Raw genomic sequence first — 26,557 nt, forward strand, 5'->3', positions numbered from 1 at the left:
GCGGGGCCGGGCCCCGCCACCACCGCTTTCTCCTCAGAGCATCAGCGCATCAGCGCATCCCCGCGTACGACAGCCACGCGCTCACCGAGAGAAAGCGACGACTTGCCGAACAACCCTGCCCCGAACGACTTCAACGCCGCCGTGATCGCGGAGTTCCGCGCCCACCAAGGGCGCGTCGGGGGCTACTTCGAGGGAGCCCGGCTCCTGCTGCTCACCACCACCGGCGCCCGCTCCGGCCGCCCCCACACCACCCCCGTCGGCTACTACCCCGACGGCGACGGCCGGGTCCTGGTCATCGCCTCCGCGGCCGGCGCGCCCCGCCACCCCGCCTGGTTCCACAACCTGCGCGCCCACCCCCGGGTGACCGTGGAGGCCGGGGTGTTCGTGTACGAGGCGGAGGCCACCGTCCTCGCGGGCGAGGAGCGCAACGAGGCGTTCGCCCGCGCGGTGGAGGCCGACGAGGGCTGGGCCGCGTACCAGGCGAAGACCACCCGGGTGATCCCCGTGGTGGCGCTCACCGAGATCCCCGGCCCGCCGCACTTCTCCACCGCCACCTTCGCCGAGGCCTTCACCGGCATCCACGACGGCTTCCGGCGGGAGCTGGAGCTGATCCGCGACGAGGTGCGGGAGAGGGGCACGGGCGGGCTCGGGGCGCAGCTGCGCGTCAACTGCCTCACCTTCTGCCGGGGCATGCACCAGCACCACACCGGTGAGGACGGCATGATGTTCCCCGCCCTCGCCCGGCAGCACCCCCACCTCGCCCCCGTACTGGACCGCCTCGGCACCGAGCACCGGCGGATCGCCGACCTGCTGGCCGAGCTGGAGCGCACCGTCTCGGCGCCGGACGCCGACCCGGCGGCGGTGCTGCGGGAGGTGGAGCGGCTGACCGGCGAGGTGGAGGCGCATCTGCGGTACGAGGAGGAGCAGCTGCTTCCGGTACTGGGCCGCCCCGCCACGGGCGACTGACGGAAAAGCCCACGGGCGACTGACGGAGGCCTCCGGGGCGGCCTCAGAGGGGCTGGTCCGGCCAGTCCAGCAGACGGGCGCCGATGACGGCGGTCTGGAGGGTGTAGCGGTCGACCGGGTCCGAGGGATCGGCCCCGGTCAGCCGGTGGATGCGCTCCAGCCGGTACGTCATGGCGCGGACGCTCAGGGAGAGCCGGCGCGCGGCCTCGGCGGCCACGCAGCCGCTGTCGAAGTACGCCATGAGGGTGTCCACCAGCGGCCTGGCCCCGCCCCGGGCCTCCTGGAGCGGCCCCAGCACTGTGCGCACCAGGTCGGCCATGGCCCCCCGGTCGCGCGCCAGCACCGGGTAGACCAGCAGGTCGGCGGCGTGCAGCACCGGGCCGTCCAGCCCCATCCGGGCCGCGAACTCCAGGGCGTTCAGCGCCTCCTCGTAGGACTGGACCACCCCGCCGACACCCGGGTGCGCCCGGCCGATCGCCACCCGGCCGCCCTCCGTCGCGGCGTACGCGTGCTTGGCGAAGTGGCGCAGGAACTCGCCCTGGTCGCCCGGGGCCACGCAGATCAGCCGGCCGTTCTTGGTGGTGAGCAGGATGCGGCGGTGCCCGAACCGGGCGATCAGCGCCGACTCGATGCCCCGGGTGACCGCCGAACCGTCCTCGTACGGCTCCGGGCCCTCCGCCACCGCCACCGCGTGGGCGTGGGACAGCAGCAGCCCGAACCGCTCCGCCCGCTCGGCCAGCCGCCCGGTGTCGCTGCGGCCGTGCAGCAGGTCGTCCACGAACTCGCGCCGCGCCGCCTCCTCCTTGCGGATGGCCAGCCGCTGCGCCCGTTCGTGCCCCTCGGCGAAGGCGTCCACCGCCTGGGTCACGGCGATGAGCAGATGGTCGGCGGCGGCACCCGTCAGCTGGGCCCGTACCTCCTGCGCGGCGGTCAGATGGTCCCGTACCAGCGCCCGCAGCCCCGCCCCGGCCTCGGCGGCCCGCTCGCCCTGGGCCCGCAGCGCCGCCAGCTCGTCCCGGCTCAGCCGGCGGCCGGTGGCGCAGGTGTCGCTGAGGATCCGCGCGTACCCCTCCACCAGGGGTCCGCCCCCGGCCTGCTGCCGCTCCGCCATGGCCCCTCCTCGCCGTCCCTGCCCGCCGTCCTCGGCATCAAGGCAGCGTAAAGACTGCCGGTGACCGGCAGTGCGGGCGGGGGTGGGCCCCTGCCAGGATCGGGGTGCGCCGACGGTGGCCCACGGGGGTGGCTGCCGGACTCCGGAAGCGCGGCCCGCCGGGCCGACGGCCGCCGGTAGCGCGGACGACGGCGGGGCCGTACCGGAAGTGTCTCCGGTACGGCCCCGCCGCCATGCACGACCGTCCTACAACGGCCTTGTTGGGCTCACTCCCCGCCCGTCTCCGTGCCCGCCTCGGCGACGGCGGCGGCCACGGCGGCCTTCAGCTGGGCCGGGTCGGCGCTGGCGTCCAGCATGCCCTCGCGCTCGACGATCTTCACCCGCTCGCGGCCCTGGAGCGCACCCAGCGCCTTCTCCGCCGCGTCCAGCCGGTACCAGCCGTCCCAGGTGGTGTAGTGCACGCCCTTGGCGGCGAGGAAGTCCACCACCGCGTCCTCCTCGGGGGCGCGCGGGGTGAGCAGCTTGCCCTCGGCGAAGTCGGCCAGCAGGTTGCCGATGGTCTCGTTGGCGTCGCCCTTGGTGTGGCCGATCAGACCGACCGGCCCACGGCGGATCCAGCCCGTGACATAGGTGGACGGCATCGGCTGGCCGCCCTCCTCGATCACCCGGCCGCCGGCGTCCGGCACCGTGCCCGTCGCCACGTCCCAGGGCAGCTTGACCAGCTCGTCGGAGAGGTAGCCGACCGCCCGGTAGACGGCCTGCACGTCCCAGGTGGTGAACGCGCCGGTGCCCTTGACGTTGCCGGTGCCGTCCAGCTCGGTGCGCTCGGTGCGCAGCCCGGTGACCCTGCCGTCCTCGCCGACGATCTCCGTCGGGGACTCGAAGAAGTGCAGGAACAGCTTGTGCGGCCGGTCGCCGACATCCCGGATCGCCCAGTTCTCCAGGACCTTGGCGACCATGTCGGTCTGCTTGTTGGACCGGCGCTGCTCGATCGAGCCGTCGTCGTAGTCGATGTCCTCGGGGTTGACGATGACCTCGATGTTCGGCGAGTGGTCCAGCTCGCGCAGCTCCATCGGCGAGAACTTCGCCTGCGCGGGCCCGCGCCGCCCGAAGACGTGCACCTCCAGCGCCTTGTTCTGCTTCAGGCCCTCGTAGACGTTCGGCGGGATCTCCGTCGGCAGCAGCTCGTCCGCCGTCTTCGCCAGCACCCGCGCGATGTCCAGCGCCACGTTGCCCACGCCCAGCACGGCGACCTTCTCGGCCTCCAGCGGCCAGGTGCGCGGCACGTCCGGGTGGCCGTCGTACCAGGAGACGAAGTCCGCCGCGCCGTAGGAGCCGTCCAGCTCCACACCGGGGATCTTCAGCTCGCGGTCGGCGGTCGCGCCGGTGGAGAACACCACCGCGTCGTAGAACGCGCGCAGGTCGTCCAGCGAGACGTCCTTGCCGTAGTCCACGTTGCCGAACAACCGGATCTGCGGCTTGTCCAGCACCTGGTGCAGCGCGGTGATGATGCCCTTGATCCGCGGGTGGTCCGGCGCGACGCCGTACCGGATCAGGCCGAACGGCGCGGGCATCCGCTCGAAGAGGTCGATCGACACACCGGGGTCGGCGGCGGCGTCGGACTTCAGCAGGGCGTCGGCGGCGTAGATCCCGGCGGGGCCGGCTCCGACGATCGCGACCCGCAGGGGGCGGGGCATGGCGGTTCCCTTCGAGCGAGGAGTAAGCGAGGAGAGTCGAGTGGGTCGAGTGGGTCAGGAGACGTGCGTGCTCGCGTACCAGCCTAAGTAAGGCTGCCCTCACCTCAGCACCCACCCCCGGTCTATGACCCCATAAGCGTGCTTTATGGCCGCTGCCTGTGATGGCGGCGGAAGTGACGGGGGAGGAGGGGGTGGCCAGGCGGGTGATCAATACTCGCGCCGCCGCGCCGCACGCGCCACGCTGGAACCATGAGTACCACCCGCATGCTGAACAGCTCCGTCGTCGGCATGCTGCCGTGGATGGTGTTCTCCCTGGTCAGCGGACCAGGACGGTACGGATACGGGGTCGCCGCGGCCCTCGCCGCCGCCCTCGCGCTGCTCGCCCTGCGCCGCGCCACCCGCCAGGACGCCTCCATGGGCGTCACCGAACCGACGGCCGTCGCGGTCTTCACGGCACTGGGTGTGCTCGGCCTCACCGCGCCCCCGTCGATGCAGCGATGGCTGGAGAGCTACGCCGGAGAAGTGACCAACCTCACCGTGGTGGCGCTCTGTCTGGCCTCCCTGGCGGTCCGGGCGCCCCTCACGCTCCCCTACGCGCGCCAGAAGTGCGACCGCGAGCTGTGGAGCGAGCCGGACTTCCTCCGTACCAACCGGGTGATCACCGCCTCCTGGGCGCTGGCCTTCCTGGCCGCCGCCGTCGCGGGCGCCTGCGGCGACCTGATCCTGCACAACCCGGTCAACCTCTGGACGTCCTGGCTCGTGCAGGCCGCCGCCTTCGTGACCGCCGCGCGCTTCACCGAGTGGTACCCGGCCGTCGCCCGCGCCCGGATGGGCACAGGGGAGCACGAGCCGCCGGTACGGAGCCTGCTCGCCCCGTTCGTCGCCCTGCTGATCCCCGCCGGCATCCTGAGCCTGGTCTTCGACGGCGGCCCGCGCTACTTCAGCGTGGGCCTGATCGTCGTCGGCGTGGTCCTCGCCCGCGCCCTCCGCAAGGACGCGGGCCTACGGGAGGAGGCGGCCCGGCGGCAGTTGCGCTGACGGCCCCCCGGAAGCGGGTCAGACGCGGGCGTCAGCCGCCGCCAGCCCGACGAACGCGGTCCAGGCACCGGCGCCGACGACGATGACGGGGCCCTCGGTGAGCTTGCTGTCCCGGACGGGGACGACACCGGGGAGGCCGTCGCGGACTTCGAGGCAGCTGCCGCCGTCGCCGTTGCTGTAGGTGCTCTTGCGCCAGGGGGCGGCCCCGCTGAAGTCGTACGCCACCTCGACGCAGCTCCCGCCTGAGCCGTTGCTGAAGGAGCTCTTGAACCAGTGGGCGGTGCTCAGGTCGTACGCGCGCATCGTCTGTAGTCCTCCGCCGCCGAGTCGATCAGTTTGAGAGACGCCTCCGGCGGCAATGCGGCGGCCCTCAGCAGATCGTAGGTACGTTGGGCGGTCTGCACCACCTCCGGATCGTCCAGCAACATGCCGGAGAATCCCGTCTCGGTGTAGCCCGCCGGGGGGATGTCCTCGAATTCCATGAGCGTCAGCATTCCGCCCATGGAGGCATGTGCTCCGGTCGCGCACGGGATGACGGTCAGCAGCAGCTCCCGGGCCCGCACCCGGGCCGCGATCTGCTCCAACTGCTCGGCCATCACCGCCGGACCGCCGACCGGCACCCGGAGCACGTTCTCGTGCAGGATCACCCAGTACTCGGGCCGGGTGGGGGCGGCCATGATCTTCGACCGGTCCATCCGCGAGGTCACCGTCTCCTCGACGAACTCCTCGGTGGCGAAGGGGTGGGTCGCGATCGTCACCGCACGCGCGTACTCGGCGGTCTGGAGCAGTCCGGGAACGACCGTCGGGGCGAACTCGCAGATCCTCGTCGCCACCGTCTCCAGGTGTGCCGCGTGCTTGAAATACTGGGCGTACGGCAGCATCTCGATGAGGTTGAGATACACCCGCTCGAAAATACCGTCGGTTTGCAGGACCTGATCGAGCCGGATGGACAGCTCCAACTGCGGGCGTCGAAACGCCGTTTCGAGCTGGCCGATGTAGGCCCCGGAGACGAACACCTTCTTGCCCAGCTCGTCCTGGGTCCAGCCGAGCGCGTCCCGGCGTTCCCTCAGCTCATCGCCCCAGAACTTCCAGGTCGCCAGTTTCGCTTCCTTGCTTCCTTTGGCCATGGATTAACTCCCGTGTCCTGCCGTGCTGTTGTTGGCCACCCCCATCTGCCGATGTTACGGAAACAGCGTCACCCTGGTGGTCGTAAGCGAGAAATGAACGGCGAAAGGGCAGCGTTGTGGAGAAGGCAAGCGAGTGGGCGTCCGAGGAGACCGGCATCCGGGAGGCGGTGGCAGCGGTGACGGAATTGCGCGCGGCACTGGAAAGGGCCGGGATCGCGCTGCCGTCGCTCGGTCTCGACCCCGTCACCTGTGCCGCCTCCTACGGGCGCCCGCTCGTGGAACTGGGACGTTGCACGGCGGAGACGGCGCGCCGGCTGGCCGCCGCCCTGCCGGGGAAAGGGGCCGATCGTGAGCCTGCATCCTGAGACCGGAGGCTGTCTTCTGCCAGCCGGGGCGTATGTGGTGGAGGTCCGTACCGGGCGCGTGGCCAGACTGATGGGCCAGGTCGGGCCGTACGTCCAGCTGCGGCCCCTCGGTGGGGGCCGGGAGTGGGACTGCCCGCCGGACGGGGTGCGCCGGGCGACCGACGCCGAGCGGATCAGCGCGGCGACCGCGTATGTGAACGCGCGGAGCCGGGGCGAGGTGCCGTAGCAGCGGGGGAGTCCGCTGGGCGCCGGCCACCGGACCGGGGCCCGACGGCCCCGGTCCGTCCCGGGCCGGCCCGGCGGGGCCCTCAGCCGCCCGCCCGGCCGCCACCGGCCCCGGCGACGAGGGTGGCCCAGACTCGTACGAAGTCCGCCAGCGGTGTGAGATCGCCGACCTGGCGGGCCTGGGTGGGGCGAGTGCCCGGGTCTCCCGGATACCGCCCCGGTAGGTGCGCTTGTCCAGCAGGATGCCGAGGTCCACTCCGCCTTCCTCGACCAGTCGGCGGGAGTCTTCGCTTCGGCCGGAGTCACCCGGTACCGACCCCGCCTCCCGGAGGCATCGGCGTACAGGAGAATGGGCTCCATGACCCTGTTCCGCGACGACGGCATCGTGCTGCGCACCCAGAAGCTGGGTGAGGCGGACCGCATCATCACCCTCCTCACCCGGGCGCACGGCCGGGTGAGGGCGGTGGCGCGCGGGGTGCGGCGGACCAAGTCGAAGTTCGGGGCGCGGCTGGAGCCGTTCAGCCATGTCGACGTGCAGTTCTTCGCGCGGGGCAGCGAGCTGGTCGGGCGCGGGCTGCCGCTGTGTACGCAGAGTGAGACCATCACGCCCTACGGCGGCGGGATCGTCACCGACTACGCCCGCTACACCGCCGGGACGGCCATGCTGGAGACGGCGGAGCGGTTCACCGACCACGAGGGGGAGCCCGCCGTCCAGCAGTACCTGCTGCTGGTGGGCGGGCTGCGGACGCTGGCCCGGGGCGAGCACGCCCCGCACCTCATCCTGGACGCGTTCCTGCTGCGCTCGCTCGCGGTCAACGGCTACGCGCCCTCGTTCGACGACTGCGCGCGGTGCGGGCTGCCGGGGCCGAACCGGTTCTTCTCGGTCGGCGCGGGCGGGGTGATCTGCGGCGACTGCCGCGTACCCGGCAGCGTCGTACCCTCTGCGGAGGCCGTCGGGCTGCTCAGCGCGCTGCTGACCGGCGACTGGGCGACGGCCGACGCGTGCGAGCCCCGGCACGTCCGGGAGGGCAGCGGACTGGTCTCGGCCTATCTGCACTGGCACCTGGAGCGCGGGCTGCGCTCGCTGCGCTACGTGGAGAAGTGACGTAGGCGGAGACAGCGGCGCACGCCGAGAAGTGACGCAAGTGACGACAGCAATGCATGTGCAGTGGATGACGAGGAGTGTGTGACCCGCATGGCACGACGCGGATTCCTGGGGCGGTCCCGACGCGACTACCAGGACCCCGAGCCGCACCCGTCCGGCGCCCGGCCGCCCAAGATCCCCGCCGAGCTGGTGCCGCAGCATGTGGCGGTCGTCATGGACGGCAACGGCCGCTGGGCCAAGGAGCGGGGCCTGCCGCGCACCGAGGGGCACAAGGTCGGTGAGGGCGTCGTGCTGGACGTGCTCAAGGGCTGCATCGAGATGGGCGTGAAGAACCTCTCCCTCTACGCCTTCTCCACCGAGAACTGGAAGCGGTCGCCGGAGGAGGTGCGCTTCCTGATGAACTTCAACCGGGACGTCATCCGCCGCCGCCGGGACGAGATGGACGCGCTGGGCATCCGCATCCGCTGGGTGGGCCGGATGCCGAAGATGTGGAAGTCGGTCGTCCAGGAGCTCCAGATCGCCCAGGAGCAGACCAAGGACAACGACCGGATGACGCTGTACTTCTGCGTCAACTACGGCGGCCGGGCCGAGATCGCGGACGCGGCGAAGCGGATCGCCGAGGAGGTCGCGGCGGGGCGGCTGGACCCGTCCAAGGTCAACGAGAAGACCTTCCAGAAGTACCTCTACTACCCGGACATGCCGGATGTGGACGTCTTCCTGCGGCCCAGCGGCGAGCAGCGGACCTCCAACTACCTGATCTGGCAGTCCAGCTACGCGGAGATGGTGTTCCAGGACGTGCTGTGGCCGGACTTCGACCGGCGCGACCTGTGGCGGGCCTGCCTGGAGTTCGCCCAGCGCGACCGGCGCTTCGGCGGGGCGATGCCCAACGAGGAGCAGCAGCTGACGAAGTAGGGCCCGGGTCAGGCGGGGGCGTACGCGTCGGCCCGGGGGTCTCCCGGGCCCGCGCTGCGCCGCTCGTGCGGGGCCGGCTCGCCGTGGAGGGCGGCGAACAGGGTCCCGGCGGTCGGACGCGGCCCGGGAGCCTGCCCGGGGCCCGCCATGTCCCGCCTACTCGCTCTTGGCGGCGCACTCCGCGCAGGTGCCGAAGACCTCGACGGTGTGCGCCACGTTGACGAAGCCGTGCTGCCGGGCGATGGCCTCGGACCACTGCTCGACCGCGGGGCCCTCGACCTCCACAGCCTTGCCGCACACCCGGCAAACCAGGTGGTGGTGGTGCTCGCCGGTGGAGCAGCGGCGGTAGACCGCCTCGCCGTCGCTGGTGCGCAGCACGTCGACCTCGCCGGCCTCGGCGAGGGACTGGAGGGTGCGGTACACCGTGGTGAGGCCCACCGAGTCGCCTCGGTGCTTCAGCATGTCGTGCAGGTCCTGCGCGCTGCGGAACTCGTCCACCTCGTTCAGCGCCGCCGACACGGCGGCCCGCTGCCGGGTCGACCGGCCGCGCACTCCGGGGGGTCCAGCCGTCGCCACAGGTGCCTCCTCACACTCGGCCCGCTCGGATGTACGCGGGCCATTCTGCCAGGCGCGCACCGAGGGGGGCCGGGGCATGGCGGTGGAGGCCGTCACACCCAGAGGCCCGGCCGTCACACCCGTACGACTCCCGGCGGCCGGCCCCGTCCCCGTACCGGTGCTCACACCCGTACGCCGTCGCCGTCCGTCCCGGTGCCGGCGGAGGAGCCGGACGCGGCCGCGGCGGGCGGGACGGCCACGTCGCAGGCCTGGGCCTCGGTGGCGGGCGGGGCGGCGGCCCGGGCGCGGCGGCGGGCCAGGGGGGCGGCCAGGGCCGTGAGCAGCACGAAGACGGCGATGGCCAGCAGCACGATGGTCGCCCCGGGGGGCACGTCCTGGTAGTACGAGGTGATGGTGCCGGCCAGGGTGACCCCGGTGCCGACCAGGACCGCGATCACGAAGGTGGCCCGGAAGCTGCGGGCCAGCTGCTGCGCGGCGGCCACCGGGACCACCATCAGCGCGCTGACCAGCAGCAGCCCGACGACCCGCATGGCCACGGTCACGGTGACCGCGGCGGTGACGGCGACCAGCAGGTTCAGCGCGCGCACCGGCAGCCCGGTGACCCGGGCGAACTCCTCGTCCTGGCTGACCGCGAACAGCTGCCGCCGCAGGCCCAGGGTGACCAGCACCACGAAGGCGGCGAGCAGGCAGATGGAGACGATGTCGCCCTCGGAGACCGTGGAGAGCGAGCCGAAGAGGTACGAGGTGAGGTTGGCGTTCGACCCGCCGGGGGCCAGGTTGATCAGCATCACGCCGCCCGCCATGCCGCCGTAGAACAGCAGGGCGAGGGCGATGTCGCCGTGGGTGCGGCCGTAGGAGCGGATCAGCTCCATGGCGATCGCGCCGAGCACGGCGACCAGGGTGGCCATCCACACCGGGTTGGTGGACAGCAGGAAGCCGAGGCCGACCCCGGTCATGGCGACATGGCCGATGCCGTCGCCCATCAGGGCCTGCCGCCGCTGGACCAGGTAGATGCCGACGGCGGGCGCGGTGACGCCGACCAGCACGGCCGCGAGCAGCGCCCGCTGCATGAAGGCGAACTGGAGGAATTCCATGGTCAGGTGAGCAGTCCCGTGCGGAGCGGCTCGTCGGCCGCGTGCGGATGTACATGGTCGTGGCCGGGGAGAGCATGCTGGCCGACGGCCTCGGGCGGCGGCCCGTCGTGGACCACGCAGCCGTCCCGCAGCACCACCGCGCGGTCGATCAGCGGCTCCAGGGGGCCCAGCTCGTGCAGGACGAGGAGCACGGTGGCGCCGTTCGCGACCTGCTCGCGCAGGGTGGTGGCCAGCACCCCCTGGCTGGCCAGGTCCACGCCCGCCATCGGCTCGTCCATGATCAGCAGCTCCGGTTCGGCGGCGAGCGCCCGGGCGATCAGCACCCGCTGGTGCTGGCCGCCGGAGAGCGCGCTCACCGAGTCCTTCGCCCGGTCGGCGAGGCCGACCAGCTCGATGGCCCGGTCCACGGCGGCCCGGTCGGCGCGCCGGGGCCAGCCGAGCTTCGTCCGGGACAGCCGGCCGGAGGAGACGACCTCGCGGACGGTGGCGGGCACCCCGCCGGCGGCGGTGGTGCGCTGCGGGACGTAGCCGACCCGGGCCCAGTCGCGGAAGCGCCGCAGCTCGGTGCCGAAGAGGGCGACGGAGCCGCCGGTCAGCGGCACCTGCCCGATCACCGAGCGGACGGCGGTGGACTTGCCGGAGCCGTTGGCGCCGAGCAGGGCGACCACCTCGCCGCGGTGGACGGTGAGGTCGATGCCGCGCAGCACGGGCCGCGCGCCCAGCGTGGCGGTGGCCGCGCGGAGGGCTATGACAGGCTCGGGCTCGGTTCTCTCCACTCTCTCCACGGTCTCCATGGTGTCCTCGATCGGCTCGGCGTGCGCTCCGGGGATCTTCGGCGCCGCGGACGGGCCGCCGCGCTGGCGGCCGATCCGTCCTCCGGCCGGGGCTCGGGTCATCGGGCCCCCAGTGCCTGCTTCAGGGCGGTCAGGTTGGACCGCATGACCTGGAGGTAGTCGTCGCCCTTCGAGCGGTCGGTGATGCCCTCCAGCGGGTCGAGCACCGCGGTCTTCAGCCCGGTGTCCCGGGCCAGGGTCTTCGCCGTCCGGTCGCTGGCCAGGGTCTCGAAGAAGACGGTGCCCACCTTGTCCTTCCTGGCGATGGACTGGAGCTCCTTGATCCGGGCCGGGCTGGGCTCGGCCTCGGGGCTCACCCCGGAGATGCCCTCCTGGTCCAGGCCGTAACGCTCGGCGAGGTAGCCGAAGGCGGCGTGGGTGGTGATGAAGGTGCGGGTGGAGGTGTTCTTCAGCCCGCTCGCGTACGCGGTGTCCAGGGCGGTCAGCTCCTTGACCAGGGCGGCGGTGTTCTTCCGGTAGTCCGCCGCGTGGTCCGGGTCGGCCTTGGCCAGCGAGTCCCCGACGCCCTTGGCGATCTCGGCGTACTTCACCGGGTCCAGCCAGACGTGCGGGTCGGTCCCGCCCTCGTGCTCATGGCCCTCCTCGCCATGGCCTTCTTCTTCGCTGTGCTCGTCCCCGTGCTCATGGCCGTGGCCCTCGGTGGAGGCGCCGTGCTCCTCCAGGGTGGTCAGCGAGCCGGCGTCCACCTTGGTCTTCGCCTCGGACTGGTCGATGGCCTCGTCGGCGGCGGGCTGGAGGCCCTTGAGGTAGAGGACGTAGTCGGCCTCGCCGAGCTGGCCGATCTGCCGGGGCTTGAGCTCCAGGTCGTGCGGTTCGACGCCCGGCTGGGTCAGCGTGGTGACCTCGACGTGCGTGCCGCCGATCCGCTCGGCCAGGAACTGCATGGGGTAGAAGGACGCCACCACGTCGACCTTGCCGTCCGAGCCCGCGCCCGTGCCGCTGTCGGAGCCACCGCAGGCGGTCAGGGTGAGCAGACCGAGGGCGACGGCGGCGGCGACAGCGGTGGTGGAGGCGGGGGCGGAAGGTATCGAACGGCGTACTCTCATGACAGTCATTTTCAACAATATTGGAAACGGTTGTCAACAAGAGGCCTCCGTGCCCTGAGCCACATCCCCGATCAGGCTTTGGGGGCCACCGATTTGGTCCCGGGGGTGCGCCCGCCGGTAATCTGAATCATTCGCAAGCGCCGTTCGTCACCGTCGTACTGAAGAGAGCACCGTGGCCGCCGACAAGATCGACACCATCGTCAGCCTGAGCAAGCGCCGTGGCTTCGTCTACCCCTGCAGCGAGATCTACGGCGGGCAGCGCGCCGCCTGGGACTACGGACCGCTGGGTGTCGAGCTGAAGGAGAACATCAAGCGCCAGTGGTGGCGTTACATGGTCACCTCGCGTGAGGACGTCGTGGGCATCGACTCCTCGGTCATCCTGGCCACCGAGGTCTGGGAGGCGTCCGGGCATGTCGCCACCTTCACCGACCCGCTCACCGAGTGCACCTCCTGCCACAAGCGCTACCGCGCCGACCACCTGGAGGAGGCGTACGAGGAGAAGCACGGCCGCCTCCCGGAGAACGGCCTGAAGGACCTCAACTGCCCCAACTGCGGCAACAAGGGCACCTTCACCGAGCCCAAGCAGTTCTCCGGCCTGCTCTCCACCCACCTCGGCCCGACCCAGGACTCCGGCTCCGTCGCCTACCTGCGTCCCGAGACCGCCCAGGGCATCTTCACCAACTTCGCCCAGGTGCAGCAGACTTCGCGCAAGAAGCCGCCGTTCGGCATCGCGCAGATGGGCAAGTCCTTCCGGAACGAGATCACTCCGGGCAACTTCATCTTCCGGACCCGCGAGTTCGAGCAGATGGAGATGGAGTTCTTCGTCAAGCCGGGCGAGGACGAGCAGTGGCAGGAATACTGGATGGAGCAGCGCTGGAACTGGTACCGCGACCTGGGTCTCCGCGAGGAGAACATGCGCTGGTACGAGCACCCGGCGGAGAAGCTCTCCCACTACTCCAAGCGCACCGCCGACATCGAGTACCGCTTCTCCTTCGGCGGCAGCGAGTGGGGTGAGCTGGAGGGCGTGGCCAACCGCACCGACTACGACCTCGGCGCGCACTCCAAGGCCTCCGGCACCGACCTGTCGTACTTCGACCAGGAGGCCGGCGAGCGCTGGACCCCCTACGTCATCGAGCCGGCGGCGGGCGTGGGCCGGGCCATGCTGGCCTTCCTCCTCGACGCCTACAACGAGGACGAGGCGCCCAACGCCAAGGGCGTCATGGAGAAGCGCACCGTGATGCGCCTCGACCCGCGCCTGGCGCCGGTCAAGGTCGCGGTGCTGCCGCTCTCCCGCAACCCGCAGCTCTCGCCCAAGGCCAAGGGCCTCGCCGCGGACCTGCGCAAGAACTGGAACATCGACTTCGACGACGCCGGCGCCATCGGCCGCCGCTACCGCCGCCAGGACGAGATCGGCACCCCGTTCTGCGTCACCGTCGACTTCGACACCCTGGACGACAACGCGGTCACCGTGCGCGAGCGCGACACCATGAAGCAGGAGCGCGTCTCCCTGGACCAGATCCAGGGGTACCTGGGCAGCCGCCTCCTCGGCTGCTGACCCGGCCCGGCTCCGCCGCGCGCCGCCCGAACCGAGGCCCCCGGCCCGTACCCCCGAGGTACGAGCCGGGGGCCTCGGCCGTCCGGAGTGCCATACGGGCCGCCGCCCGGCGCGTGCTCAGAGGCCCAGGCGCAGGGCCAGGCCCTCGAAGTAGCCGCGGTGCACGGCGACCAGGTCGATCCGCTCGGGGTCCAGCAGCCAGAGCAGATGGGCCCCCTCGATGAACGCGACCGCCTCCGCGGCCAGGACCGCCGGGTCCGTGCCGGGCCGGGCCGAACCGTCGGCCACGGCCCGCGCGAACAGGGCGGCCAGCCGGTCCCGCAGCACCCGGCCGCGGTCCCGGAACCAGCTGTGCAGCGCGGAGCCGGGTGCCAGGTTCTCGGCGGTGAGCGTGGTGTGCAGGGCGGCCAACTCCCGTTCGGTGGCGGCGGTGTGCCCGGCGTCCCGGACGAACCAGTCGAACGCCTGCTCAAGGGTGGGCTCGGCGTCCGGCCGTACCGACAGCCGCTCCAGGGCCCGGCGGTCGGCCTCCGCCAGGACGGCCCGGACGACCCCGTCCTTGCTGCCGAAGTGGTGGATCAGGGCGGACGGGGTGACACCGGCGCGCTCGGCGATCGCGGCCACCCCGGTGCCGCGCACGCCCTGCCGGGCGAACAGCTCGATCGCCGCGTCCACCATGGCGCGGCGCCGCTCCACACCGCGCTTCTGCACCTGCCCCTTGACTCCCACCATGGAGGCCAGGGTGCCGGGGCGGGCGCCCGCCCGTCCAACCCGTACCGGCCGGGGTGCCCCCTGCCCGGTGACAATTCCCGCGCCCCGTACGTGTGTTGCCATTAAGCTGAACGACCATGCAGGAAAATGAACGCGAGAACGCGTACCTGACCGGCCGCGAGCGGACCGTGCGCACCGCGGACCTGGAGCTGTGGGCGGAGGAGTTCGGCGACCCGGCCGACCCGGCGGTGCTGCTGGTGATGGGCGCCCAGGCGCAGGGGGTCCAGTGGAACGACGGGCTGGTGCGGCGGCTGGTCGACGGGGGCCGCCGGGTCATCCGCTACGACCACCGGGACACCGGCCGCTCCTCCACCGTCGACTTCGCCGCCCGGCCGTACACCGTCGCCGACATGGCCACCGACGCCCTCGCCGTCCTGGACGGCTTCGGGGCGGCCCGGGCGCATCTGGTGGGCGCGTCACTGGGCGGCCTCATCGCCCAGCGGCTGGCGGTCACCGCCCCGGACCGGGTGCTGACCCTGACCAGCCTGTCGTCCCAGCCCCTCGGCACGGACACCGCGGCCACGCTGCTGCGTGCCCTGTCCGGTGAGCCTCCGCTGCCCGGCGACCTTCCGCCGCCCTCCCCGGAGCTGCTGGCCGCGCTCACTTCCTCCTTCCCCGACCCGGAGGTGGGCCCCAAGGGGTACCTCGTCGCCCGGCTGCCGCTGTGGCGGGCGCTGCACGGCCGGGTGCTGCCGTTCGACGAGGAGGAGTACCGCGCGATGGAGCGCCGGGTGTACGAGCGGGCCCGCGACTACCTGGCCGCCCTCAACCACACGCTCGCCGGGACCGCCGGTACCGGCTCGACGGCGGAGCTGGCCTCGGTCACCGCGCCCACGCTGGTGCTGCACGGCACCGAGGACCCGATGTTCCCGCCCGCGCACGCCGAGGCCACCGCCGCCGCCATCCCCGGGGCCCGCCTGGTCATGGTCGAGGGAATGGGCCACACCCTGCCCCGGGTGCTGGACGCCCGCCTCGCCGACGAGATCCTGCGCCACACCGAGCCCTCCTGAGGACGGAGGCGCCACACCGAGCTCCGCTGAGGACGGAGGCGGGTCCGCCCGGGTGGCCTCACATCCGGGATCTCAGCACGTCGACCTCACAGCCCGGTGCGAACGGGTCGAAGCCGTGCTCGATCAGCCAGCGGACTGCCAGCAGGCTTCGCGACGACCACCAGGCGCGGATGACGTCGAGGTCGACGTCGGTGCCATAGCCGGTGAGGACGTCGCCGAGGTGCTCCTCGTGTCCGAGGGTGAAGGTGGCGAGGTCGTACAGAGCGTCGCCCTGGCCCGCCTCGGACCAGTCGATGATGCCGGTGACCTCGTCGCCGTCGACGAAGACGTGCGCGATCTGGAGGTCGCCATGGGTGAACGCCGGGGCCCAAGGCCGCAGCGCGGCCTCGGCGACCTGGCGGTTGCGGGTGACCAGGTCGGCGGGGAGGAGGCGGTCCGTCACGAGTCGTGCGCACTCGTCGTCGAGCTCCGCCGCCAGCGCGACGGTGCTCCGGCCGGCCCGTCCGGGCCGGGGCGGCAGCGGCGCGGCGTGCAGCTGCCGGATGGCGGCGCCCGCCGCGGCCCATGCCGCGGGCGACCCGGTGGACGGCCCGCCGAGGCGCCCGAGCGGCGCCCCCGGGAGCGCGGCGATCGCGAGCACGGGCGGCTTGCGCCACAGGACCCTCGGGGTCGGAACCGGCGCGCGGGACATCGCCTCGACCTCGGCGTCGATCCGCGCCTGATCCGCGTCCACCTTCAGGAACACGTCGCCGACGCGCAGGGTGGCGCGCTCGGCATGGGCGACCACGACCTTGACCTCATCCATGGGCGACCACTATCCCGAAGACGATCGCCGGCGTCACCGGACTTCCGGGCGGCTGCGGGGCCGGGGGCCGCGGGCGGCCCGGGGCGGCTGCGGGCCTGGGGCGGCCACGGACTCGGGGCGGTTACGGGCGCAGGCCGCGGAGGATGAGGTCGGTGACGGCGGTGAACTCGGCCTCGATGCCTTCAGAGGACCACACCGGGGCGTAGGCGGGGTCATGGAAGCGGGAGGTGGCGGCGAAGACGGCGCGGGCGGTCTGGGCCGGGTCGGCGGGGGTGAAGCGGCCGGCCTGGACGCCCTCCTCGATGATGCGGCCGACCTGTCCGAGCAGTATGTCGATATGGCGCTCCACCACCGTGCTGCTGTCGTCGATCAACGCGCTGTAGGTGGCGAACAGCTCCGGGTCGTCGCCCGCCTTGTGGCGCTTGGCGTCGAAGAGGCGGGCGAGCCAGGCCCGCAGCTTCTCCGGCCCGGGGCCGGTGTCCGGGGAGGCGGTGGTCTCGGCGAGCAGCTCCTCGGTGCGGCCCAGCCAGCGCTGGGTGACCGCCTCCCGCAGCGCCGCCTTGGTGCGGAAGTGGCGGTAGACGCTGCCATGGCTCACCCCGAGCGCCCGGGCCACGTCGACGACCGTGGCCTTGGCCGGGCCGTAGCGGCGCAGGACCTCCTCGGTGGCTTCGAGGATGCGGTCCGGGGTCAGCGCTTCACTGCTCATGGAAGGTGACGGTACCCGTCTCGCGGAGGCCGTCAGCGCTCGCTGTCCAGGTGGGCCATCTGGGCGGACGGATACCGCTCGCCCGCCGCCGCGTCCGCGGGCACCGCCTTCTCGATCGCGGCGAGGTCGCCGGCGTCCAGGGTGACCTCCAGCGCGCCGAGCGCCTCGGCCAGCCGGTCGCGGCGGCGGGCGCCGATCAGCGGGACGATGTCCTCGCCCTGGGCCAGCACCCAGGCGATGGCGGTCTGGGCGACCGAGACCCCCTTGGCGTCGGCGATCTCGCGCAGCTTGTCCACCAGGTCGAGATTGCGGTCCAGGTTGTCGCCCTGGAAGCGGGGGCTCATGGCGCGGAAGTCGCCGGCGCCCAGCTCGCGGTCCCGGCTGAAGTGCCCGCTGATCAGGCCGCGGGACAGCACCCCGTACGCGGTGATCCCGATGCCCAGCTCACGGGCGGTGGGCAGGATCTCGGCCTCGATGGAGCGGGAGATCAGGCTGTACTCGATCTGGAGGTCGGAGATCGGGGCCACGGCGGCGGCCCGGCGCAGGCTCTCGGCGCCGACCTCGGACAGCCCAATGTGGCGCACATGGCCGGACTCGACCAGCTCGGCGATGGCGCCCACGGTCTCCTCCACCGGCACGTCCGGGTCGAGGCGGGCGATCCGGTAGACGTCGATGTGGTCGGTGCCCAGGCGCTGGAGTGAGTACGCCGCGAAGTTCTTCACCGCGGCGGGGCGGCCGTCGTAGCCGAGGAAGGCGCCGTGGACGTCCCGCAGGGCGCCGAACTTCACGCTGACCAGAGCGCGGTCCCGGTCGGCGGCGGGGGCGGTGCGCAGGGCCTCGTTGATCAGCAGCTCGTTGTGGCCCATGCCGTAGAAGTCGCCGGTGTCGAGCAGGGTGACACCGGCGGCCAGGGCGGCGTGCACGGTGGCGATGGCCTCGCCGCGGTCGGCCTCGCCGTACAGCGCGGACATCCCCATGCAGCCGAGACCGAGGGCCGAGACCTCGGGGCCGGTGCGGCCGAGAGTGCGGTGGGGGAGGGGGGTGGTGGTCATGCCGGCTCCTGGGAGGGGGAGGGGGAGGGGGAGAAGAGGGGGTGGTCGGTTGGGTGTCTGTGTATGAGTGTGGGGGATGTGATGACAGATTTCAATATCTGTCAGTCACTCATTGGGGTGAAGTGGCCGGGGGGAAAATCTGGTGCGGGGAGGGGTGGGCGGGGACTAGGGTCGCCGTATGGCGAATCTCCCTCTCTACGAGTGAGCGCGCGCGGGACACACCCGCACCGCGCCCGACAGACGTCCATCCACTCGATCCCTGTGAGGGAGACACCATGGCCAAGAGCCGCAACAACCTGCTCGGCGTCGGCGGACAGCGCCGCAAGCTGTCCAAGAACGGTGAGCCCGGCTCGCCGTCCGCGCGCGCCGAGGACCGCCGTTCCGCCGACGGCCAGAAGCAGGAGCTGCTGCGCAAGATGCGTGAGCGCGCCCAGCAGTCCGAGGGGCAGGAGCAGGGGCAGCAGGCCTCCTCCGCCGCCGAGTAGGCGGGGCGGTAGGAGGAGCAGAGAGGCATCGAGGGCCCGGGACGGCACCGCTTGCGCGGGGCGTCCCGGGCCCTCACCCGTATTTCTCGCGGACCGTCAGCGGCGGTCCGCGTTCGCGGGGGCCGGGGTGGGCTCGTCGGGGCCGGTCAGGCGGCGGGCGGTGCGCTCGGCGGTGGCGCGGGCCCAGGCGCCGCTGGTCGCCGCGCCCACCAGGAGCACGGCCAGACCGCAGCCGGCCAGCACCCACCAGGCGGTGCGGCTCGCCGCCACGAAGTTCTCCATGGAGCCCGATCCGCCGCCCCCGGCGGCCATCCCCGAGGCGAGCACCGCGCCGATGACGGCCACGCCCAGTGTCGTACCGATCTGGCGGCTGGTGGACGCCACCGCGGAGGCCACCCCGGCCTGGGCGCGCGGCATCCCGGAGACGGCGGTGTTGGTGATCGGGGCGTTCACCATGCCGAAGCCCAGGCCGAACAGGACGTAGCCGGTGAAGAGGAGGGGCAGGCTGGTCTCGGCGTCCAGCGCGGCGAACAGCACCCCGCTCGCGGTCAGCGCCACCCCGGCCACCAGCAGCGGCAGCCGTGGGCCCCGGTTGCCGACCAGCCGCCCGGAGAGCGGGGCGCAGACCAGGGTGAGCGCCGCCATCGGCAGCATGTAGAGGCCGGCGTGGAGCGCGGAGAGCCCGCGCACCTCCTGGAGGTAGAGGGTGTTGACGAAGAGGAAGCCGCCCAGTGCGGCGAAGGCGCAGATCGCTGTGACCGTTGCCCCACTGAACGGGGCGCTGCGGAAGAAGCGCAGGTCGATGAGGGGTTCGGTGCGCCTCGGCTCGTAGAGGAGGAGCGCCAGGAGGCCGGCCAGGGCGAGCGCGGCGCAGCCGGCGACCAGGGGGGAGGTGAAGCCCGCGTCGGGGGCCTCGATGATGCCGAAGGTCAGCGAGCCGAGCAGCAGCATGACCAGGAGCTGGCCCACCGGATCGACCCGGCGCGGCTTGGGGGCCCGGGACTCCGGGACGTACCGCCAGGTCAGGAGGAGGGCGGCCAGTCCGACGGGCAGGTTGATCCAGAAGATCGCCCGCCAGCCGACCGTCTCGGTCAGCACCCCGCCGACCAGCGGCCCGGCGGCCATCGAGATGCCGACCACCCCGCCCCAGACGCCGATCGCCCGGGCCCGTTCGCGCGGGTCGGTGAAGGTGTTGGTGATGATCGACATCGCCACCGGGTTGAGCATGCAGCCGCCCACCGCCTGCACCATCCGGAAGACCACCAGCGCGGTGAGGCTGGGGGCCAGGGAGCAGAGCACCGAGCCGGCGGTGAACAGGGCCAGGCCGGTCATGAAGACGCGGCGGCGGCCGAGGCGGTCCGCCATGGAGCCCGCCAGCATCAGCAGCGAGGCCAGCACGACGGTGTAGGCGTCGATGGTCCACTGCATCCCGGAGACGGAGGCGTCGAACTCCCGGCGCATGGAGGGCAGCGCCACGTTCAGCACGGTGTTGTCCAGGCTGACGATCAGCAGGCTCATACAGCAGATCGCCAGCACCAGCAGCCGCCGGCGGGAGGTGAGATCGGGCATGTCTCCAACGTAACCCCTCACTAAGTACGCCTAACTAACGAACCTCCCCGGGGCGTGGGTGACAATGGACGGCATGACCGCGCTTGCTCCCTCCTCCCCGCACGCCCCGCTCGCCATCGGCCCGCACACCGTGCAGCCGCCGGTGGTGCTCGCCCCGATGGCGGGTATCACGAACGCCCCGTTCCGGACCTTGTGCCGGGAATTCGCCGAAGGCGTGCGGGGGTTCGGGGGTCGCCCCCCGAAGGGCGCCGTCTCCGGGGGCAAGGGGCTGTTCGTCAGCGAGATGATCACCACTCGGGCGCTGGTCGAGCGGAACGAGAAGACCATGCAGCTGATCCACTTCGACGCGAGCGAGACGCCGCGCTCGATCCAGCTGTACGGGGTGGACCCGGTCACCGTCGGCAAGGCGGTCCGCATGATCGTGGACGAGGACCTGGCCGACCACATCGACCTCAACTTCGGCTGCCCGGTGCCCAAGGTCACCCGCAAGGGCGGCGGCTCGGCGCTCCCGTACAAGCGGCCGCTGCTGCGGGCGATCCTGCACGAGGCGGTCACGGGCGCGGGCGAGCTGCCGGTCACCATGAAGATGCGCAAGGGCATCGACGACGACCACATCACCTTCCTGGACGCCGGGCGGATCGCCGTGGAGGAGGGCGTCACCGCGATCGCGCTGCACGGCCGCACCGCCGCCCAGCACTACGGCGGCACCGCCGACTGGGACGCCATCGCCCGGCTCAAGGAGCACGTCCCGGAGATCCCGGTGCTGGGCAACGGCGACATCTGGTGCGCCGAGGACGCGCTGCGGATGATGCGGGAGACCGGCTGCGACGGGGTGGTGGTGGGCCGCGGCTGCCTGGGCCGCCCCTGGCTGTTCGGTGACCTGGTGGCCGCCTTCGAGGGCACCGGCGGCCCGGCCGCGCCCTCGCTGCGGGAGGTGGCCGAGGTGATGGTGCGGCACGCCGCGCTGCTGGGGGAGTGGATCGGGGACGAGTCCCGCGGGGTGATCGACTTCCGCAAGCATGTGGCCTGGTATCTGAAGGGCTTCGCGGTCGGTTCGGAGATGCGGCGGCGGCTGGCGGTGACCTCCTCGCTGGACGAGCTGTCCGCTCAGTTGAGCGAGCTGGATCTGGACCAGTCCTGGCCGGTCGGCGCGGACGGCCCGCGGGGCCGGACCTCCGGCAACAACCGGGTCGTCCTGCCGGACGGCTGGCTCAAGGACCCGTACGACTGCGCGGGTGTCGGCGAGGACGCGGAGCTGGACACCTCGGGCGGGTGAGGGCCGCGCCCCACTGGCAGACTGGGGATTGGCCGATAGCGGACGTGCGCGGTCGGTGCGGCCGGGCGGGGTCGGCGGGGCGGATGGTCCGGGTGCGCTCACCTGGGGCATCCGCCCTTTTCGTGTGCTTCCCGGGCCGTCTCCGTGTCGCCGCGCGGGGCTCCGGAGGAGTCCGGATACTGGGATCGGAGCGGGGCGGAGGCGCGTGATTCTCGCCACCCCTGATCGGGTACCCGCTCATATGAGCAGCAAGAGAGTGGCTGCACCTTCTCAAGGTGTGGCACCCAGTGCCACCCTGCTTGTGTTCAATAAGTGAAATCAAATGGTCGGTCTACTCGCTCAGATGAGCGCTCAGGGCCAGCATTTCCCCAAACGGGCTTCGGGGCGTGAACGGGTGGGCCCCCTCGGTCTGTGCCCGGGCCACCTGCGATCTGCTGGCGGACGAGTGGTTAAGACCGAGCGACCGACAAGCGGACGTACCGAGAAGCCTTCGATCTGGGTATGTTCCTCGCCGTCAGGGCAGCCACCGCGTCCCGAGGAGTCGAGACCGTGTCGGAAAACAAAGATCAGAAGTTCGTGTACGACTTCACCGAGGGCAACAAGGACCTGAAGGACCTGCTCGGTGGCAAGGGCGCCAATCTGGCCGAGATGACCAATCTCGGACTGCCGGTACCCCCCGGGTTCACGATCACCACGGAGGCCTGCAAGGTCTACCTGGAGAGCGGCGAGGAGCCCGCGGCACTCCGTGCCGAGGTCAGCGCCCACCTGGAGGCGCTGGAGCAGGCCATGGGCAAGAAGCTCGGCCAGGCCGACGACCCGCTGCTGGTCTCCGTACGCTCCGGCGCCAAGTTCTCCATGCCCGGCATGATGGACACCGTCCTCAACATCGGACTCTCCGACACGTCCGTGGAGGGGCTGGCCCGGCAGGCCGGCGACGAGCGGTTCGCCTGGGACTCCTACCGCCGCCTGATCCAGATGTTCGGCAAGACCGTGCTGGACGTGGACGGCGAGCTCTTCGAGGAGGCGCTGGAGGAGGCCAAGCGGGCCAAGAAGGTCACGGTCGACACCGACCTGGCCGCCGCCGACCTGAAGAAGCTGGTCAAGCAGTTCAAGAAGATCGTCACCGCCGAGGCCGGCCGGGAGTTCCCGCAGGACCCGCGCGAGCAGATGGACCTCGCCATCGAGGCGGTCTTCAACTCCTGGAACACCGACCGGGCCAAGCTCTACCGCCGCCAGGAGCGCATCCCGCACGACCTGGGCACCGCGGTCAACGTCTGCTCGATGGTCTTCGGCAACCTCGGCCCCGACTCCGGCACCGGTGTCGCCTTCACCCGCGACCCGGCCTCCGGCCACCAGGGCGTCTACGGCGACTACCTCCAGAACGCGCAGGGTGAGGACGTCGTCGCCGGCATCCGCAACACCGTGCCGCTGGCCGACCTGGAGTCGATCGACAAGGTCTCCTACGACAAGCTGATGCAGATCATGGAGACCCTGGAGAACCACTACAAGGATCTCTGCGACATCGAGTTCACCATCGAGCGCGGCCAGCTCTGGATGCTCCAGACCCGGGTCGGCAAGCGCACCGCCGGTGCCGCCTTCCGGATCGCCACCCAGCTGGTGGACCAGGGCCTGATCGACCAGGCCGAGGCGCTCCAGCGGGTCAACGGCGCCCAGCTCGCCCAGCTGATGTTCCCGCGCTTCGACGAGAAGGCCGACGTCCAGCAGGCCGGCCGCGGCATCGCCGCCTCGCCGGGCGCGGCGGTCGGCAAGGCCGTCTTCGACTCGTACACCGCGGTGAAGTGGTCCCGCTCCGGCGAGAAGGTCATCCTGATCCGCCGCGAGACCAACCCCGACGACCTGGACGGCATGATCGCCGCCGAGGGCATCCTCACCTCCCGCGGCGGCAAGACCTCGCACGCCGCCGTGGTCGCCCGCGGCATGGGCAAGACCTGTGTCTGCGGCGCCGAGGAGCTGGAGGTCGACACCAAGCGCCGCCGGATGACCGTGCCCGGCGGGCAGGTGGTGGAGGAGGGCGACACCGTCTCCATCGACGGCTCCACCGGCAAGGTCTACCTCGGCGAGGTGCCGGTCGTGCCCTCCCCGGTGGTCGAGTACTTCGAGGGCCGGATGCACGCCGGCGCCGACGACGCCGACGAGCTGGTCGAGTCCGTGCACCGGATGATGGCCTACGCCGACCGCCGCCGTCGGCTGCGGGTGCGGGCCAACGCCGACAACGCCGAGGACGCGCTGCGCGCCCGCCGGTTCGGCGCCCAGGGCATCGGCCTGTGCCGCACCGAGCACATGTTCCTCGGCGAGCGCCGGGAGTACGTGGAGCGGCTGATCCTCGCCGACACCGACGCCGAGCGCGACGACGCCCTGAAGGCCCTGCTGCCGCTGCAGAAGCAGGACTTCGTGGAGCTGTTCGAGGCGATGGACGGGCTGCCCGTCACCGTACGGCTGCTGGACCCGCCGCTGCACGAGTTCCTGCCGGACATCACCGAGCTGTCGGTACGGGTGGCGCTGGCCGAGTCCCGCAAGGAGCCGCACGAGAACGAGCTGCGGCTGCTCCAGGCCGTGCACCGGCTGCACGAGCAGAACCCGATGCTGGGCCTGCGCGGCGTACGGCTCGGCCTGGTCATCCCCGGCCTGTTCACCATGCAGGTCCGCGCCATCGCCGAGGCGGCCGCCGAGCGGATCGAGGCCAAGGGCGACCCGCGCGCCGAGATCATGATCCCGCTGGTCGGCACCGTCCAGGAGCTGGAGATCGTCCGCGACGAGGCCGAGCAGGTCATCGCCGAGGTGCAGGCGGCCACCGGGACGGAGCTGAAGCTCGCCCTGGGCACCATGATCGAGCTGCCGCGCGCCGCGCTGACGGCCGGGCAGATCGCGGAGAGCGCCGAGTTCTTCTCCTTCGGCACCAACGACCTCACCCAGACCGTGTGGGGCTTCTCCCGGGACGACGTGGAGGCCAGCTTCTTCACCGCGTACCTGGAGAAGGGCATCTTCGGGGTGTCCCCGTTCGAGACGATCGACCGGGACGGCGTCGGCGCGCTGGTGAAGAGCGCGGTCGAGGCCGGCCGGGCCACCCGCCCGGACCTCAAGCTCGGCGTCTGCGGCGAGCACGGCGGCGACCCGGAGTCGGTGCACTTCTTCCACGAGGTCGGCCTCGACTACGTCTCCTGCTCGCCGTTCCGGATCCCGGTGGCGCGGCTGGAGGCGGGCCGGGCGGCCGCGTACTCCAACGGCAGCGACAGCCGCTAGCCGTGGACCGGCGGGCCGGTCCAGGGGCGGGGGGCCACCCGCCCCTGGACCGGCCCGCCTCGCCGGCCCGCCCGACGGGCCCACCGGGGCCGCCGCCGGCCCACCTGACCCTCACCGGCCAGGCGGCGGCCCCGGGACGCGGGGAGCGACGCGGCGGACACCTTTGTGCGGAGGTGTCCGCCGCGTCGTCGTGTGCGCGCACGCTGCCCCGGGCAGGCGGGGCGCGGGGGCCGGGAGGCCGTGCGGCGGGGAGGGCGTGTATCGTCTCGGGGGGCCTGGGGGAGCGGGTGCCGGGAAATGAGGTTCCCGGAAGGCGCATGTAGGCACATGTATTGCGGTTCGCGGTCCGTTGAATTCCCGCCTGTTGAACGGCGGACGTTTCACGGGATTCATGTGGTGTCCACCCGGTGTAATTGCGCCATTCGCCAAGCAAAGAACGGGTGAGGCGCGGCCACCGGATCCCCACCCAGTGGCCGCGCCCCATTACCCATGTCGGTCGGGAGAGCCGCAACCTTTCAGGTCCGCCGCCGGACGCGCGAAGCCCCCCACGGTCTTCTGACGCGTCACCTCGGTCCTGAAGGTTTCCCGTTCCGACGGGCTACAGCTTTTCGGCTGAACCCCCTGTTCCGCGACGCGTTTCAACTGTGGCTGAAACACCGTGGTAACGTGCTGTGATGGCATGCATACTCAATGCCGGGGGTGATTGCGGATGCAACAGGTGGGGGTTCAGTGCTGCGTATTCATTTCACCGGGAACGACCTCGCTGCCATACGGATGGCGGCCCGGCCGGATGCGTTGTGGGAAACGATTCTCAGCTTTCACAGGTTGCGGGACCGGCGCGGCCCGCTGGTCTTCGGGGCCTGGCGGGAGGAGGCCCGGGCGCGGCTGAGCGGTGAGACCAGGCTGCTCGGCGCGCTCGTCCCGCAGCGCGGGTACTTCCCCGACTTCCTCACCCCGGCGGCCGGTCTGGACGGGCTGGAGTCCGGGCTGGAGGCGATCCGGGCCACTCCGCCGGCCCGGGTCCACACCGAGCTGGCCCTGCTGGCCGCCGCCCGCCCGGTGGCCGCCCCGCTGCCCGGATGGGCGGTCGACCTCGCCCAGGGCGAGCCGGAGCCCTTCGGCCGGCTGCTGACGGCGCTGCGCGGCTACCACCGGGCGGCCATCGAGCCCTCCTGGGCCTATGTGGAATCCCGGATAGAGGCCGACCGCGCGCTGCGGGGCCGCGCCCTGCTGGACGGCGGGGCGGAGGAACTGCTCGCCTCCCTGCCGCCGATGCTGCGCTGGCAGGCGCCGGTGCTGGAGGCGGACTACCCGGTCGACCGGGACCTGCACCTCGACGGCCGGGGCCTGCTGCTCCAGCCCTCGTTCTTCTGCCGGGGCACCCCGGTGGTGCTGCGCGACCCGGACCTGCCGCCGGTGCTGGTCTACCCGGTCACCCACACCGACGCCCCGGCGGCGGTCAACCCGGACGGCGGCGCCTCCCCGCTCGGCCGGCTGGTCGGGCACACCCGCTCGGCCGTGCTGCGGGCCATCGGGCACGGCGGCACCACCAGCGAACTGGCCCGCCGCGCCGGGGTGTCGCTCGCCTCGGCCAGCCAGCACGCCGGGGTGCTGCGGGAGGCCGGGCTGGTGGTGACCATGCGCCAGGGCAGCTCGGTGCTGCACACCCTGACCCCGCTGGGCGCCGCCCTGCTGCACGGCGGCCACCCCCAGCCGGGCGCCGCGCGCCCCCTGGAGGGCGCCGGGCGGCTCAAGGAGGCCGAGGGGCGGGTCAAAGGGGCCAAGGGGGCCAAGGGCGCGGAAGGGCGGGTCAAGGGGCCCGAGGGGCGGCTGCGGGAGTCCGGCGGGCACCGCGGGGAGGGCGGTGCCCGCCGGGGCGGAGGCGGCGCCCCGCCCCCGCGCCGCCGCCACGTGTGGAACGGGCCCACCGGGCCGTGACGGCCCCGCC

The 26,557-nt window shown here is 72.2% G+C and carries 24 protein-coding genes and 1 pseudogene; 12 read left to right on the forward strand and 13 right to left on the reverse strand.

Features of this window, described 5'->3' with window-relative positions; genetic code table 11:
- Positions 1-102 precede the first annotated feature (102 nt).
- On the forward strand, positions 103-966 hold the full coding sequence (locus M1O15_RS05875; RefSeq protein ID WP_248632156.1) for a nitroreductase/quinone reductase family protein: 864 nt from the start codon (positions 103-105) through the stop codon (positions 964-966).
- A 43-nt stretch (positions 967-1,009) separates the two neighbouring features.
- Here the strand turns inward: M1O15_RS05875 and M1O15_RS05880 are convergent, their stop codons facing one another.
- On the reverse strand, positions 1,010-2,077 hold the full coding sequence (locus tag M1O15_RS05880; RefSeq protein ID WP_248632157.1) for a PucR family transcriptional regulator: 1,068 nt from the start codon (positions 2,075-2,077) through the stop codon (positions 1,010-1,012).
- 341 nt (positions 2,078-2,418) lie between these two features.
- Positions 2,419-3,774 (reverse strand): annotated as a pseudogene (locus M1O15_RS05885) (FAD-dependent oxidoreductase); the annotation flags it as partial.
- Between the two features lie 249 nt (positions 3,775-4,023).
- Between M1O15_RS05885 and M1O15_RS05890 the strand changes: the two are divergent.
- Entirely contained in the window at positions 4,024-4,812 is a 789-nt protein-coding gene (locus tag M1O15_RS05890) for a hypothetical protein (protein WP_248632158.1), read from the forward strand.
- An 18-nt stretch (positions 4,813-4,830) separates the two neighbouring features.
- Here M1O15_RS05890 and M1O15_RS05895 read toward each other — a convergent pair whose 3' ends face one another.
- Entirely contained in the window at positions 4,831-5,115 is a 285-nt protein-coding gene (locus tag M1O15_RS05895; protein ID WP_248632159.1) for a DUF397 domain-containing protein, read from the reverse strand.
- Entirely contained in the window at positions 5,097-5,939 is an 843-nt protein-coding gene (locus tag M1O15_RS05900) for a helix-turn-helix domain-containing protein (RefSeq protein ID WP_248632160.1), read from the reverse strand. The genes M1O15_RS05895 and M1O15_RS05900 overlap by 19 nt, the downstream gene beginning before the upstream one ends.
- 116 nt (positions 5,940-6,055) lie before the next feature.
- Here M1O15_RS05900 and M1O15_RS05905 point away from each other — a divergent pair, with 116 nt between their 5' ends.
- The 4 genes from M1O15_RS05905 (at position 6,056) to M1O15_RS05920 (ending at position 8,546) form a co-directional block, all read left to right on the forward strand.
- The gene (locus M1O15_RS05905) at positions 6,056-6,304 is read left to right on the forward strand and encodes a hypothetical protein (RefSeq protein ID WP_248632161.1); all 249 of its coding nucleotides are present in this window, start codon (positions 6,056-6,058) and stop codon (positions 6,302-6,304) included.
- 58 nt (positions 6,305-6,362) lie between these two features.
- Complete coding sequence (locus tag M1O15_RS05910; RefSeq protein WP_248632275.1) at positions 6,363-6,530, forward strand: hypothetical protein; 168 nt, start codon at positions 6,363-6,365, stop codon at positions 6,528-6,530.
- A 357-nt stretch (positions 6,531-6,887) separates the two neighbouring features.
- Positions 6,888-7,634, forward strand: coding sequence for a DNA repair protein RecO (gene recO / locus M1O15_RS05915; RefSeq protein ID WP_248632162.1), 747 nt, complete (start codon positions 6,888-6,890; stop codon positions 7,632-7,634).
- A gap of 90 nt (positions 7,635-7,724) precedes the next feature.
- On the forward strand, positions 7,725-8,546 hold the full coding sequence (locus tag M1O15_RS05920) for an isoprenyl transferase (protein ID WP_248632163.1): 822 nt from the start codon (positions 7,725-7,727) through the stop codon (positions 8,544-8,546).
- A 156-nt stretch (positions 8,547-8,702) separates the two neighbouring features.
- On the opposite strand, the gene M1O15_RS05925 is transcribed toward M1O15_RS05920, so the two are convergent.
- From M1O15_RS05925 to M1O15_RS05940, 4 genes are all read right to left on the reverse strand, one after another.
- Entirely contained in the window at positions 8,703-9,122 is a 420-nt protein-coding gene (locus M1O15_RS05925; protein ID WP_248632164.1) for a Fur family transcriptional regulator, read from the reverse strand.
- A gap of 161 nt (positions 9,123-9,283) precedes the next feature.
- Complete coding sequence (locus M1O15_RS05930) at positions 9,284-10,216, reverse strand: metal ABC transporter permease (protein ID WP_248632165.1); 933 nt, start codon at positions 10,214-10,216, stop codon at positions 9,284-9,286.
- A gap of 2 nt (positions 10,217-10,218) precedes the next feature.
- Positions 10,219-11,010, reverse strand: coding sequence for a metal ABC transporter ATP-binding protein (locus M1O15_RS05935; RefSeq protein ID WP_248632265.1), 792 nt, complete (start codon positions 11,008-11,010; stop codon positions 10,219-10,221).
- Positions 11,011-11,108: 98 nt separating this feature from the next.
- Positions 11,109-12,116: a metal ABC transporter substrate-binding protein gene (locus M1O15_RS05940; RefSeq protein WP_248632166.1), complete on the reverse strand. Its 1,008-nt coding sequence runs from the start codon at positions 12,114-12,116 to the stop codon at positions 11,109-11,111.
- A 172-nt stretch (positions 12,117-12,288) separates the two neighbouring features.
- On the opposite strand from M1O15_RS05940, the gene M1O15_RS05945 reads away from it, so the two are divergent.
- Positions 12,289-13,671 carry a glycine--tRNA ligase gene (locus M1O15_RS05945; RefSeq protein ID WP_248632167.1) on the forward strand — a complete coding sequence of 461 codons (1,383 nt, stop codon included), beginning with the start codon at positions 12,289-12,291 and terminating at the stop codon, positions 13,669-13,671.
- A gap of 117 nt (positions 13,672-13,788) precedes the next feature.
- Here the strand turns inward: M1O15_RS05945 and M1O15_RS05950 are convergent, their stop codons facing one another.
- Positions 13,789-14,403: a TetR family transcriptional regulator gene (locus M1O15_RS05950; protein ID WP_248632168.1), complete on the reverse strand. Its 615-nt coding sequence runs from the start codon at positions 14,401-14,403 to the stop codon at positions 13,789-13,791.
- Positions 14,404-14,519: 116 nt separating this feature from the next.
- Here M1O15_RS05950 and M1O15_RS05955 point away from each other — a divergent pair, with 116 nt between their 5' ends.
- On the forward strand, positions 14,520-15,452 hold the full coding sequence (locus tag M1O15_RS05955; RefSeq protein WP_248632169.1) for an alpha/beta fold hydrolase: 933 nt from the start codon (positions 14,520-14,522) through the stop codon (positions 15,450-15,452).
- Between the two features lie 58 nt (positions 15,453-15,510).
- On the opposite strand, the gene M1O15_RS05960 is transcribed toward M1O15_RS05955, so the two are convergent.
- The 3 genes from M1O15_RS05960 to M1O15_RS05970 form a co-directional block, all read right to left on the reverse strand.
- Positions 15,511-16,257, reverse strand: coding sequence for a phosphotransferase family protein (locus M1O15_RS05960; RefSeq protein WP_248632170.1), 747 nt, complete (start codon positions 16,255-16,257; stop codon positions 15,511-15,513).
- A 121-nt stretch (positions 16,258-16,378) separates the two neighbouring features.
- The gene (locus M1O15_RS05965; RefSeq protein WP_248632171.1) at positions 16,379-16,966 is read right to left on the reverse strand and encodes a TetR/AcrR family transcriptional regulator; all 588 of its coding nucleotides are present in this window, start codon (positions 16,964-16,966) and stop codon (positions 16,379-16,381) included.
- A 32-nt stretch (positions 16,967-16,998) separates the two neighbouring features.
- Positions 16,999-18,018 (reverse strand): aldo/keto reductase, encoded by a 1,020-nt coding sequence (locus tag M1O15_RS05970; RefSeq protein ID WP_248632172.1) that lies wholly within the window; start codon positions 18,016-18,018, stop codon positions 16,999-17,001.
- Between the two features lie 275 nt (positions 18,019-18,293).
- Here M1O15_RS05970 and M1O15_RS05975 point away from each other — a divergent pair, with 275 nt between their 5' ends.
- The gene (locus M1O15_RS05975) at positions 18,294-18,503 is read left to right on the forward strand and encodes a DUF6243 family protein (RefSeq protein WP_248632173.1); all 210 of its coding nucleotides are present in this window, start codon (positions 18,294-18,296) and stop codon (positions 18,501-18,503) included.
- 96 nt (positions 18,504-18,599) lie between these two features.
- Here the strand turns inward: M1O15_RS05975 and M1O15_RS05980 are convergent, their stop codons facing one another.
- A complete protein-coding gene (locus M1O15_RS05980) occupies positions 18,600-20,072 on the reverse strand; it encodes an MFS transporter (RefSeq protein ID WP_248632174.1) in 1,473 nt (490 codons plus the stop codon).
- 73 nt (positions 20,073-20,145) lie between these two features.
- On the opposite strand from M1O15_RS05980, the gene dusB reads away from it, so the two are divergent.
- From dusB to M1O15_RS05995, 3 genes are all read left to right on the forward strand, one after another.
- Positions 20,146-21,348, forward strand: a complete 1,203-nt coding sequence (dusB, locus tag M1O15_RS05985) for a tRNA dihydrouridine synthase DusB (RefSeq protein WP_248632175.1) — start codon at positions 20,146-20,148, stop codon at positions 21,346-21,348.
- A 549-nt stretch (positions 21,349-21,897) separates the two neighbouring features.
- Positions 21,898-24,609, forward strand: coding sequence for a pyruvate, phosphate dikinase (gene ppdK / locus M1O15_RS05990; protein ID WP_248632176.1), 2,712 nt, complete (start codon positions 21,898-21,900; stop codon positions 24,607-24,609).
- A gap of 729 nt (positions 24,610-25,338) precedes the next feature.
- A complete protein-coding gene (locus tag M1O15_RS05995; RefSeq protein WP_372499356.1) occupies positions 25,339-26,547 on the forward strand; it encodes an ArsR/SmtB family transcription factor in 1,209 nt (402 codons plus the stop codon).
- The last annotated feature ends 10 nt before the right edge of the window (positions 26,548-26,557 follow it).

The sequence above is a fragment of the Streptomyces lichenis genome (assembly GCF_023218175.1).
In the GTDB taxonomy this organism is placed as follows: Bacteria; Actinomycetota; Actinomycetes; order Streptomycetales; family Streptomycetaceae; genus Streptomyces; species Streptomyces lichenis.